A 12,197-nucleotide genomic window follows, 5' to 3' on the forward strand; every position below is an offset into this window, starting at 1 on the left:
GATGGAGAGAGTTTAGTTTGATTCCATATTTTGATTAATAGGGTAAATGTGTAATTATTATTTCCATATGACTCGCAATAGGATGAAAGACGATGCTTTCACAGACAAATTTACTGGATGGGATGGTGATATTCACCACTGTCGTCGATCAAGGTAGCTTCACCAATGCGGCCAATGTAACAGGGCACTCAACGTCTTTTATCAGTAAAGAAATTAATAAGCTCGAAGAGCGTTTGGGTGTGCGTTTGCTACACCGTACCACTCGTACTCTCAGCCTCACGCCGGAAGGAAAGCTCTATTTTCAGCAAAGTAAGCAATTGATAGAAAGTGCTCAAGAGCTAGAGCAAGCGATTAACGGTCGTCAGCAAGAGCCGAAAGGCGTGCTGAAAATCAGTTGTCCGGTGAGTTTTGGGGCGGATCAATTGAGCCCTATTTTGGCAAAATACATGCAGATGTACCCTAAAGTAACGCTGGAAGTTTTTGCCAGTGATCATAAAGTTGATTTGATCGGAGAAGGGTATGACGTGGTTTTACGCTCGTCGGCCACGGCAGAAGACTCGAGCTTGATCAGTCGACGAGTTCAGCGCTCGTGTACCCGCACGGTGGCATCGCCCAGTTATTTACAACAGCACGGCACGCCAAAGCACCCTAGTGAGTTAATCAAGCATAAGTTACTTTGCTACAGCAATCACAAGCAACCGTATGTGTGGAACTATATTGATAGTGATGGCTCACTATTGCGCGTAGATGTGACGAGTGTAATGACGACGAATAGCCCTGAAATGGAGCTCAGTTTATGTGTATTGGGGCAGGGCATTTGCCGTTTGCCAGAAGCGCATGTGCAAGGGGGGATTGAACGCGGCGAGCTTGTGGAATTATTTACCGATTTACCCGTGCACAACATAGAGATGTGTCTGGTTTATCCGAGCCGTAAACACATGTCAACGAAGGTGCGTTGTTTCATTGACTTGGTGGTAGAAGAGTTGACGTAAGTATTTATACCCGTTGATTACAGTTTTTACGGACTTGATAACGTGATAAACGCGCCAGCAATAATGAATTTAAACCGGATCACGGGTGAATCGTTTTATCGTTAAAATGCGAACCTAACGCATTGACCTGAAATTTTGTCGGTAAACTTGCTGTGATTTCATCAAACGGTCATGATCGAAATCACGCTTTATTATCCCTAAACTTTTGTTTTATTTGATGTGCTTGTCGATTCGTAAGTATCAACTACACTTGCTGATAATAACAAAGAGAGGGATTATGAGTTTAACAAGGCTTATCTACGTTAGTACGATTACTTCTGAGTTTTCTCTTGGTGATATAGATAAAATATTGGAGTCGTCATACCGACGAAATTCGGCAAATAATATCAGTGGCGTACTGTATTTTAGCACTCGCTATTTCATGCAGTATCTTGAAGGTGATCGCGCTGATTTGGAAGAAACCTACGCTCGAATTATTCAAGACCGCAGACATGCGAACTGTATTGTTTACGAATTAGAGCCGATAGAAAAACGCGAATTTGAAGATTGGTCGTTAGCTTATATCCCTCAATCTGAGAGTCTGAGATCGTTAAATTCACGATTTATGCAATCTGCCCAATTCAACCCTTATGACATCCCTCAACAGAATGTTTTTGCTTTTATACTGGAGTTAAAAGCGTATTTGCCTCGTGTCTATTTAGAGGGGCTGACTTGTTAAACCTCGTCAGAACATGACTTCGTAATCACAAATCGCAAATCACAGCAACGCTAAGCGGAAAATGCAAAAAAGCCCACACGTGAATGGTGTGGGCTTTGAGTATCGTTCAAACGCGCAACCGGCATGAGTACTCAGCCGTTGCGACTCTCGATAAGATTAAAGGGCGATAAATAGACCCGCTAGTGCAGCACTCATCATGTTGGCCAGTGTTGCCGCTGTCACTGCTCGGAAACCAAGCTGCGCGACATCTTGGCGACGCTCTGGAGCCATAACACCGATAGAACCCAGTTGGATAGCAATCGAACCGATGTTAGCAAAGCCACATAGAGCAAAGGTGACGATCACTTGGCTGTGTGCAGATAAGGTGTCTTTTACGCTGATGAAATCCAAGAAGGCTACAAATTCGTTAAGAATGGTTTTCTGACCAATTAACGCACCTGCGGTTAGCAACTCGTTCGTTGGGATGCCCGCAAAGAAAGCCAGAGGTGCAAATAGGTAACCAAAAATCAGCTGTAGTGATAAGTTATCAATACCAACCCAGTTGCCTACGTTCTCAAAGCCTGCGTTAACCATAGCGATCACGCTGACAAACGCCAGTAACATCGCACCTACCGCAACCGCGACTTTCACACCATTCATTGCACCAGAAGCCAGCGCATCAATGATGTTCGCATCGGTACTTGCTTCTAATTCAATCGGGTCATCTTGGCTTAGCTTTTCACGCTCAGGTACCAGCATTTTTGCCATCAAAAGACCACCAGGCGCTGCCATGAAACTTGCTGCGATTAGGTATTTTAACTCGATGCCAAGTGCTGCGTAGCCACCAAGCACTGAACCAGCTACTGATGCCATACCACCAACAATAACCGCGAACAATTCTGAACGGGTCATCTTTGGTAGGAATGGGCGAACAATCAGTGATGCTTCACTCATTGAAAGGAAAATGTTGCTGGTTGCGGCTAGAGATTCCACTTGAGAAGTGCCAAGTAGACGGGCAATTGCGCCACCGATGACTTTGACTAACTTTTGCATGATGCCAAGGTAGTAAAGTAAAGAAATAATAGAAGATAAGAAAATGATTAGCGGTAAAACGCGAATGGCGAAAATGAAGTTACCAGAAGCGAGGTCACCAAAAAGGAAGCTAATACCTTCGTTTGCAAAGGCTAACAAACCGGATACTGCGTCGCTGACCGTAATCAGTAAAGATTGACCCAGAGGGAAATAAAGTACCAGAGCAGCAAAACCTGCCTGTAAAGAGAATGCGCCCACAATGGTGCGCCAGTTGATGTCACGACGACTGTCTGAAAGTGCATAAGCACATGCTAATAAAGCCAATATGCCGGCCAAGCTGAAGATGATTTGCATTATGTTGTCTTTGCTATGTTGTTGCAATTTATAGACGAGCAAAGAATTAAACGCGAACAAGCATAAGGTGACACCGCTGAAAATTACGCCATGTCCTCTTTGCCTGAAAGCGAATTCAAGCCCTGTAAACGCTCACAATTGCGCTGGGCCCATTTCCTTGGGGCAAATTATCCGTTTTTCAGTCGAATGAAAGCTGGTGAATGAGTGATTCACGTCAAAGGCTTTAACGTGAGTTAACTTCATATCTAACCGGGCGCGGAGTATACGCAGGCTTTTTGCATGTGACAATGATCACTTTTGTTAAAGTTATGCACGCTAGGTAAACGTTGGCGCAAACGGTTGGCGAGAGTGCTCAATATTAATGCAATGATTGGTGTTTTAATGCTCGTCGCGTAAGCGATAAGAAATTAAATTTGCGCGATATTGTGTGGTTAGTGTCTGATTAATAAGCATCTGGATCGTTGAGCATAGAGGGCGGGAGATAATAGAGAGGGGTTATTTGCAATGTTATGTTGATACGAGGGGGTAAAAGCCTCAGAATGGCGGACTTTTCTGCCTGAGAGGCCCTAATGGGGGCTTTTTAGGCTAGAACCACTATATATTGAGAATCAAATTTATGGGTTTTACCTCGTTAGCTCTTTCTGCTCCAATCCTCAAAGCTATTCAAGAACAAGGATACGATACACCATCGCCAATCCAAGCGCAGGCGATTCCTGCCGTTCTTAAAGGGCAAGATGTCATGGCAGCAGCCCAGACGGGCACGGGTAAAACAGCGGGCTTTACACTTCCAATTTTAGAATTGTTAAGCAAAGGTCAAAAAGCGAAAAGCAACCATTGCCGCGCTTTGATTCTAACACCAACGCGTGAGCTTGCAGCGCAAATCCAAGAGAATGTGCATAACTACAGCCGTTACTTGGATCTGAACTCTACCGTGGTATTTGGTGGCGTAAAAATTAACCCACAAATGATGCAACTGCGTAAAGGCAGTGACATCTTAGTGGCAACCCCTGGTCGTCTTCTGGATCTATTCAACCAAAAAGCGGTGAACTTTTCACAACTTGAAGTACTGGTTCTTGATGAAGCTGACCGTATGTTGGACATGGGTTTCTTCCGCGACATTAGCCGAATCTTAAACTTGCTGCCGAAGAAGCGTCAAAACCTGCTGTTCTCTGCAACGTTTTCTCCAGAGATTCGTGAACTGGCAAAAGGCTTGGTGAATAACCCAGTCGAAATCTCAGTTGCGCCAGCAAACTCAACGGCTGAAAAAGTAGAACAATGTATCTACCCTGCGGACAAAGGCAAGAAGCCTGCGATGCTGCTTAAGCTGATTACCGATGGTAACTGGCGTCAAGTGTTGGTGTTTAGCCGCACCAAGCACGGTGCGAACCGTCTAGCGCATTATCTTAATGAGCAAGGTGTGACGGCTGCACCGATCCACGGTAACAAGAGCCAAGGTGCTCGTACTCGTGCACTGGCTGATTTTAAATCAGGCGAAGTGCGTGTATTGGTTGCGACCGATATTGCTGCGCGTGGTATTGATATTCCTCAGTTGCCACAAGTTGTTAACTTTGACTTACCAAACGTAGCAGAAGATTATGTACACCGAATTGGTCGTACTGGTCGTGCGGGTGAGGCAGGTAAAGCGGTTTCTCTCGTTTGCGCAGATGAAACGGACGAGCTATTTGGCATTGAACGTCTAATCCAAACTTTGCTACCTCGTATGGATCTAGAAGGCTTTAAGCCAAGCAACCCATTGCCAGAATCTAGATTAGATACTCGCCCATTCAAAGCGAAAAAACCAAAGAAAGCGAAGAGCCCAAGAACAGGCCACGCGGATGGTCAGCGCTCAGGTGATAACGCTCGCGGCAACAAACCAGCTGGCAAAAACAAACGTCATTTCGGTCCTAAGTCTGCTGATGGCCAGAAAACTCAAAATGGCAAGCCAAACACGGGTTCTAAGCCTGCGGGTAATGGTCAAAAGCCTGCGGCAAAATCAGGCGGCAACACTGGCGGCAATTCTGGCGCGAATAACGCTAACCGTAGCGCGAACAACAGCGGCAATCGCTCACGTTCTGGTGGTAATGCGAATGCGGCGGGTAAACCGCAACAAAGCCGTCGCCCTCGTCCTGCGAACAATAGCAGTCGCGGTTAAGAATAAGCCAAACAGTTAAAGCGATATGAATTGAAGCCAGTGACTTGTCACTGGTTTTTTTATGTCATTTGATCACTAAACGAGAGATCTATGCTGGAATTTTTGGTAAAAAAAACCGGTCGTTATAATTTACAGTATGGCGTTTATTTTTAAATAGGTCATGTTTTGGAAATTAATTGGAAAATAAATTCGTTTAAAATTATCAATATTTACGCACTTTTTGGCAAAACATTGGGTTATGACTTGCAACCTAAACTTTGTAACTAAACGTGACATTAACGATTGTTGTTATTGATCTTTCGTCGTTCTTATCAAAATGCGGCTTTAGCGTTCAAGCCCAATAGATAAAGGCTCGGTGAGCCGCTCCCCCTAGGTTTTTATACTGAACCGTTATTTCCTTGAATGGGGTAATGCCGGTTTTTAGGGGGTTAGGCACAATAAAAAGGTCAATGAGTTAAAACGAAGGATTAATTAAGAAGGCAAACGCATAGCATTGTCGCTTTAATCGCGTGTTGTCTCATTCATGTCATCGATAACTATATACCCGTCCTACTTGAAGTTGCAGCGGTGTTGACTGGCACTCTCAAGCCTCATCACATAGCGCACCTATGCTCAGAGGCTTTGTTCGCTTGTCGCCTACCTGCATCTTCAAGTTGTTTGGGTATAGGTCGTTTCAATGAAATAACGAATTTCGGCTTATTGATAGAAATAAAGGCCAATATTCCCATTATTCCGAGCTTTGTACGGTCGGACTTTTTTCGCGTCCTTTCTCATGTAACACGAGGTTTCACAACCTCTATCTGTGCAACATTAATTTGTCCGTCTTGGAATTTTCAGTCTAGGCTCATAGTGGTACTTTGCGGGCTCTAGGTTTCTCCTGTGTCCATATAACTCCGTGTTAATTATGGGGTTATAAGCCTACTCGTAGTACCTGACCTGTCTAAATAAAATATGATGAATATGAGGTTGGTTAAGATGGCAAAAACGGAAACGATCAAAAAAGGGGGGATAGGAATATTCGCCCTCGCAATGCTAAATATTGTCGCCGTGGTGAGTTTGAGGGGGCTTCCTGCAGAAGCGGAATATGGTCTTAGTTCTATTTTCTACTACATATTTGCTGCGATTGTTTTTCTTATTCCTGTCTCACTCGTTGCGGCTGAGCTGGCAACAGGTTGGTCAGAAAAGGGCGGTATTTTCCGCTGGGTCGGTGAAGCGTTTGGGCCTCGCTTAGCGCTTGTTGCGATGTTCATGTTGTGGATTGAAGTGACAGTGTGGTTCCCAACTGCACTCACATTCGGTTCGGTTTCCCTTGCGTTTGTTGGCCCTGATCAATCATGGGACCAAGCATTGGCACAAAATAAGTTCTTTGTACTGGGTATTGTGCTCGCGATTTACTGGATTGCGACCTTTATTGCGCTACGCGGTACCGATGCGTTTGCTAAGGTAGCCAAGTGGGGTGGCCTTATTGGTACGGTTATTCCGGGTATTGTGCTTATCGTACTGGGCTTTTCTTATCTTTTCTTTTCGGGCAAGCAGCCAGAAATCGAATTGTCTTGGGCTCAAGTGATCCCGGACTTCTCTAACTTCAATAACGTCGTTCTAGCGGCCAGTATCTTCCTATTTTATGCCGGGATGGAAATGAATGCCCTGCACGTAAAAGAAGTGGATAACGCGGCGAGAAACTACCCGTTAGCGATTATGATCGCTGCGATTGGTACGGTGAGTGTGTTCGTTCTCGGAACGCTGGCGATTGCGTTTGTGATTCCTCAGCAAGACATCAGCTTAACGCAAAGTTTGCTTGTGGCTTACAACAAAATGTTTGCTTGGGCTGGCATCAGTTGGGCATCACCGATTATGGCAAGCTGTTTAGCCTTAGGTGTGCTTGCGATGGTCGTTGGTTGGGTTGCGGGTCCATCGTCAGGTTTGTTGGTGGTAGCAAAAGGCGGCTATCTTCCTCGTTTTTGGCAGCAAACGAACCAGCATGGCATGGCGACGCATATCATGATGGCGCAGGCGCTACTCGTGACGATGATTTCCACCGTGTTTGTTGTACTGCCTTCAGTGCAGGCCGCTTATCAAATCTTGAGTCAGTTGACGGTGGTGCTTTACCTCATCATGTACCTACTGATGTTTGCTGCGGCTATTCACCTACGTTACACCCAGCCGAATCGTCCTCGCCCATATAAAATCCCGGGCGGCAATATCGGTATGTGGATCGTCGCTGGCCTTGGCTTTATTGGTTCATTGATTGCTTTCGTGTTCTCGTTCATCCCACCAAGCCAAATTTCGGTGGGCAGTCCAGAAGCCTACATTGGTATCCTTGTGGCGTTAACGATCATCTTTGTCGCCGTTCCATTTGTGATTTACAAAGCACGTAAACCGCATTGGCGCGACCCTGCCGTGACCGACTTTGCACCGTTCACATGGGAAATTGAAGATATGCACCCGGGTGTCATCAATACATCAGACAAAGTTACGCACACATTGAATTCGTAAGGTAGGGTTTTGTTATGTCACAACGTGAACTCTCTCAATCTCACGGCGATCTTGCTGCTGCAATGCAGCAAGCATTGGACAATAGCGCCAGTAATCATGATGGAGAAAACGCATCGTACATTCCGTTTTTGGCATCCGTTCCTTCTCAATTGGCGGGTTTGGCTTTTGTCTCGGTAACGGGTGAGGTTATTCAACTGCAAGATGCGGGCTATCCGTTCGCAATAGAGTCCATATCAAAAATCATGACGTTGGCGCTCGTTTTGGAACAATCTGGTGCGGATGAACTGCACAATAAAATTGGTTCGGAGCCAACCGGCATGCCATTTAACTCAGTGTTGGCATTAGAACTTCATCAAGGCAAGCCACTCACACCACTGGTGAATGCCGGAGCGATTGCGACGGTGAGCTTGGTGAAAGCGACAGACGCCGAAGATCGTTGGCAGCAAATATTGGCGTTTCAATCCGCACTTGCAAATAGCGACATTGTGCTTTCCGATGAAGTGAATCAATCGGAGCAAACCACCAATACTCATAATCGAGCCATTGCATTATTGCTTGAATCGTCAGGTTGTATCTACTCAGATTCAATGCAGGCGTGTGATGTTTATACCCGTCAATGTTCGACCCTGTTTAATACGGTGGAATTGGCAACCGTAGGCGCTACGCTTGCCAATGGCGGTAAAAATCCGTGCTCAGGTAACGTGGTGATTCAACCCGACAATATTCCCCATATTCTGGCCGAAATGGCGATGGAGGGCCTTTATGATACGTCCGGTGATTGGGCTTATGATGTGGGTCTGCCAGGGAAAAGTGGTGTCGGCGGTGGCTTAGTTGCCGTGATTCCCAATGTCGGGGCATTAGCCGCATTCTCTCCGCGCTTAGACCAATTTGGTAATAGTGTGCGTGGCCAGCAAATGATCAAACAAGTTGCTCAAGCGATGGGCTGGAATTTGTTTAGTAGTCAGCAACATTAAGGAAGGTAAAAATTATGGCACTTCATCGTGTAAATCGAAATAACGACCCAATTTTTGGCTCAGAAGACATCCACAGCGTTGCGGCTGCTAAGAAGCTACCACAGCAAGAACAAGCGCCAGCGGTTATTTATCAGATGATTCGAGACGAGCTTTACTTAGACGGTAATGCGCGCCAAAACTTAGCGACCTTCTGCCAAACATGGGAAGAAGACGAAGTTCATAAACTGATGGACCTATCGATCGACAAAAACATGATTGATAAAGATGAATATCCACAATCGGCAGAGATTGAAAGCCGTTGTGTGCATATGTTGGCGGATCTTTGGAACGCTCCAGACGCAGAGACGACGGTCGGTACTTCGACGACTGGGTCAAGTGAAGCGTGTATGTTAGGCGGCTTAGCGGCGCTATGGCGCTGGCGTGATCGCCGCCGTGCGCAAGGTTTGCCTATCGACAAGCCGAATATGGTGTGTGGTCCGGTACAAATCTGTTGGGACAAGTTCGCGCGCTACTGGGACGTGGAAATTCGTCAAATGGACATGGAGGAGCACCACTACTTCATGGAGCCGGAAGACATGCTGAGTATGGTCGATGAAAATACCATCATGGTGGTTCCGACGTTTGGCCAAACCTTTACCGGTTTATATGAAACCGTTAAACCGCTTGCAGACGCTCTAGACGGCTACGAGAAAGACACGGGCATTTCTATTGATATTCACGTTGATGGTGCCAGTGGCGCGATGCTTGCCCCATTCTGTGCGACTGAAATTGATGAATGGGACTTCCGCCTAGAACGCGTTAAATCAATCAGTACTTCAGGCCATAAATTTGGTTTATCCCCAGTGGGTGTGGGCTGGATTATTTGGCGCAGCAGCGAAGACTTACCGGAAGGCTTGGTATTCCATGTGAACTATCTTGGTGGTGACATGCCGACCTTTGCTTTGAACTTCTCTCGTCCAGCGGGTCAGATCATCGCGCAATATTACAACTTCTTGCGTTTAGGCTATGAAGGCTATCAACGTATTCACTCCGCCAGCTACGATGTGTGCGAATACTTGGTGAAAGAGCTGAATAAGTTTGATTTGTTTGAGTTCTTGTTTGATGGCAATCGTGAGAAAGGCATTCCGGCCATTGCTTGGCGTCTAAAACCCGGTGTGGAAGTGAACTACACGCTTTATGACTTAGCTGATCGCTTACGCACACGTGGTTGGTTAGTGCCAGCATACAGCTTGCCTGCGAATATTGAGACGATGGTGATACAACGTATCTTGGCTAAACAAGGTTTAACCATTGATCTTGCGAATCTATTAATTGCTGATTTCAAACGAGCGATTGAGTTCCTTGATAAAAATGGCTCAACCAATTGCAGCGCAGAAGATTCGAGTTCTTTTGACCATAGCGGCCATTAAATCATTGATATCGATGCCTCGGTATAAAATGAAGAACTAACGTAAAGGCCAATTGTCCCCGCAATTGGCCTTCTTTTTTTGAAGCTCCCTAAACGCAGAAGAGTGAAAACGCATGTTTGTTCATATCACGGAAATTATCTGTATTTGCGCTTTTGCATTGAGCGCCGTGTTGAGTGAAGCGAATAAAGGCAAAGACATTATTAGCGTGTTAGTGCTTGGTTTAGTCACCGCATTAGGTGGCGGAACGGTGCGTGACGTGATTCTCTCGACCGATCAAGTTTTTTGGATTCAGTATCCGGATTACTTTTGGGCGGCGATCGTCAGTTCGTTGATTGGTTTTTTTATTGCCGAGGAATTGAGAAAGCTTAAAGCTGAGCGCCTTATTTTGCTTTTGGATGCGATCGGTATTTCGATTTTTTCTATCCTTGTGACCAAGAAAATGATTCACCAAGATTACGCGGCTTATGTGGCCATTACGATGGGGGTGATCACCGCCGTCTTTGGGGGAGTGGTGCGCGATATTATTGTTAATCGTCCGACTATGTTCAACAACACGGAGTTCTACGCCACTCCCGTTATCATGGGGTGCTCGCTGTTTGTGTTGTTTTCTCATTTGGGGATGAATGTTGATGTGAACACCATCGTTTGTATCGCCTTTATTATTATTTTCCGCGTCTATATTGTGGTGACAAAGAAAAGCTTTCCAAGTTACTTGCTGCTTAAGTAGAGACCCTGCCTATTTCTTAATTGTTGGGAAACATGATGATTACGTTTGCTTGGTTAAGCGTATTTGGCTTTGAGCCAGCGCCACAATCGCCCATCAATCGCCGATAGCCCAAGAGCAATGAGTAACATGCCAACAAAATGAATGGGTTGCAGTGATTCATTTAAAAATAGTGAACCAAGTAGTATCGCTGAAACGGGCACCAGTAATGTGACTAATAAGACGTTCGTTGCCCCCGATAAGGCCAATATTTTGAAATAAATAATGTAGGCCAGCGCCGTTGAGACTAAAGCGAGCGCGATGATTGCAGCCCATGTGTGGAGAGTAACTTGCTGTAATTGAGGAGCGCCATCAATGGCCCAAGTAATAGGCAATAAAACGAGGGTCGACGCCGTCACTTGCCCCGCCGCTGTGACGATAGGGTTAACCCCATAGCGTTTGAATCTTCGACCGTATACCCCCGCAAAAGAGTAAGAAAGCGCTGCACCAATAATGGCGAGTTGGGGGAGAACATGGCTGACGTCTGAACTGGCGGGCACGCCAATCATGACTACAACCCCCATGAACCCAGCCGCCACACCCAACAGTTTTAAAGGGGTGATACGTTCATCGGGTAATAACGCCCCAGCAACAACGACAGCGAAAATCGGCGTGGCTGCATTTAAGATAGAAGCAAGTCCAGAAGCGATTTGCGTTTGCCCCCAAACGATGAGTGCAAACGGAATAACGTTGTTGAGTAGTCCCATACCGAGAAAAGCCCGCCAAACACTGGGATCCGTGGGTAATGCAATATTACCGGCGGCAATCACCAACCAAAGTGTTAATGCCGCTAAGCCAACTCTGAGTGTGACAATGGTCAAAGGGGGTAATTCAGTGACGGCGACGCCGATAAAGAAAAATGATCCCCCCCAAAGTATCGACAGCAAAATCAGCATTGCCCAAGCGCGCCCACTCATGGATGTATCGATGGTTGTGGTCATAGTTTCTCATTTGAGTTAGGGGGACAGAGTGATGAGTTTGGCAGATAAAATGATCGTTTGGGCAAGGAGTTTGAGCGCTTGTGATGAAAATGGAATATTCCGCATGGTTAGAGTGCGCGAAATACTATGCGTAATATCTAATCAGAAAAAGGCCGTTAGAAGAAAACCGCCATCGAAAGGAAGCTTGGCTAAGTTCCTCAGAAGAAAAGCAACGAAATCTCGATGATCACCGTCTATGCTGATTGAGGTGAGGGCTCTCCACTCAATCATGCGGGTATATGGATTAAGAGTGATGCATGTAGACGCCGCGGTGGTGTTATTTGTTTCGGTTGAATTGTTCAATGCTTAAGGCGATTTGCATAAGTTGACATAGAGTAGTACAGCCGA

Annotated in this window: 9 protein-coding genes; 7 read left to right on the top strand and 2 right to left on the bottom strand. The window is 45.9% G+C overall.

Annotation, left to right across the window (positions count from 1 at the left end; genetic code table 11):
* Positions 1-92 precede the first annotated feature (92 nt).
* Positions 93-992, top strand: a complete 900-nt coding sequence (locus tag OJ16_RS17060; protein ID WP_040992438.1) for a LysR family transcriptional regulator — start codon at positions 93-95, stop codon at positions 990-992.
* 277 nt (positions 993-1,269) lie between these two features.
* On the top strand, positions 1,270-1,710 hold the full coding sequence (locus tag OJ16_RS17065) for a BLUF domain-containing protein (protein WP_040992439.1): 441 nt from the start codon (positions 1,270-1,272) through the stop codon (positions 1,708-1,710).
* Positions 1,711-1,866: 156 nt separating this feature from the next.
* On the opposite strand, the gene OJ16_RS17070 is transcribed toward OJ16_RS17065, so the two are convergent.
* The gene (locus tag OJ16_RS17070) at positions 1,867-3,075 is read right to left on the bottom strand and encodes a NupC/NupG family nucleoside CNT transporter (protein WP_040992440.1); all 1,209 of its coding nucleotides are present in this window, start codon (positions 3,073-3,075) and stop codon (positions 1,867-1,869) included.
* A 616-nt stretch (positions 3,076-3,691) separates the two neighbouring features.
* Between OJ16_RS17070 and OJ16_RS17075 the strand changes: the two genes are divergently transcribed.
* The 5 genes from OJ16_RS17075 (at position 3,692) to OJ16_RS17095 (ending at position 10,833) form a co-directional block, all read left to right on the top strand.
* Entirely contained in the window at positions 3,692-5,227 is a 1,536-nt protein-coding gene (locus OJ16_RS17075) for a DEAD/DEAH box helicase (RefSeq protein WP_040992441.1), read from the top strand.
* 975 nt (positions 5,228-6,202) lie between these two features.
* Complete coding sequence (gene gadC, locus OJ16_RS17080; RefSeq protein ID WP_082030269.1) at positions 6,203-7,723, top strand: putative glutamine/gamma-aminobutyrate antiporter GadC; 1,521 nt, start codon at positions 6,203-6,205, stop codon at positions 7,721-7,723.
* 14 nt (positions 7,724-7,737) lie between these two features.
* Positions 7,738-8,697, top strand: coding sequence for a glutaminase A (gene glsA, locus OJ16_RS17085; RefSeq protein WP_040992442.1), 960 nt, complete (start codon positions 7,738-7,740; stop codon positions 8,695-8,697).
* Positions 8,698-8,711: 14 nt separating this feature from the next.
* Positions 8,712-10,106, top strand: coding sequence for a glutamate decarboxylase (locus OJ16_RS17090; protein WP_040992443.1), 1,395 nt, complete (start codon positions 8,712-8,714; stop codon positions 10,104-10,106).
* Positions 10,107-10,218: 112 nt separating this feature from the next.
* Positions 10,219-10,833, top strand: a complete 615-nt coding sequence (locus OJ16_RS17095) for a trimeric intracellular cation channel family protein (RefSeq protein ID WP_040992444.1) — start codon at positions 10,219-10,221, stop codon at positions 10,831-10,833.
* A gap of 53 nt (positions 10,834-10,886) precedes the next feature.
* Here the strand turns inward: OJ16_RS17095 and OJ16_RS17100 are convergent, their stop codons facing one another.
* On the bottom strand, positions 10,887-11,810 hold the full coding sequence (locus OJ16_RS17100; protein WP_040992445.1) for a DMT family transporter: 924 nt from the start codon (positions 11,808-11,810) through the stop codon (positions 10,887-10,889).
* Between the last annotated feature and the right edge of the window lie 387 nt (positions 11,811-12,197).

This window comes from Vibrio renipiscarius, from assembly GCF_000827885.1.
Classification (GTDB): Bacteria; Pseudomonadota; Gammaproteobacteria; order Enterobacterales; family Vibrionaceae; genus Vibrio; species Vibrio renipiscarius.

Coding starts and splice junctions, on each gene's coding strand:
- glsA (WP_040992442.1), top strand. CDS start 7,738: ATGTCACAACGTGAACTCTCTCAATCTCACGGCGATCTTGCTGCTGCA.
- OJ16_RS17075 (WP_040992441.1), top strand. CDS start 3,692: ATGGGTTTTACCTCGTTAGCTCTTTCTGCTCCAATCCTCAAAGCTATT.
- OJ16_RS17060 (WP_040992438.1), top strand. CDS start 93: ATGCTTTCACAGACAAATTTACTGGATGGGATGGTGATATTCACCACT.
- OJ16_RS17070 (WP_040992440.1), bottom strand. CDS start 3,075: ATGCAAATCATCTTCAGCTTGGCCGGCATATTGGCTTTATTAGCATGT.
- OJ16_RS17100 (WP_040992445.1), bottom strand. CDS start 11,810: ATGACCACAACCATCGATACATCCATGAGTGGGCGCGCTTGGGCAATG.
- OJ16_RS17065 (WP_040992439.1), top strand. CDS start 1,270: ATGAGTTTAACAAGGCTTATCTACGTTAGTACGATTACTTCTGAGTTT.
- gadC (WP_082030269.1), top strand. CDS start 6,203: ATGGCAAAAACGGAAACGATCAAAAAAGGGGGGATAGGAATATTCGCC.
- OJ16_RS17090 (WP_040992443.1), top strand. CDS start 8,712: ATGGCACTTCATCGTGTAAATCGAAATAACGACCCAATTTTTGGCTCA.
- OJ16_RS17095 (WP_040992444.1), top strand. CDS start 10,219: ATGTTTGTTCATATCACGGAAATTATCTGTATTTGCGCTTTTGCATTG.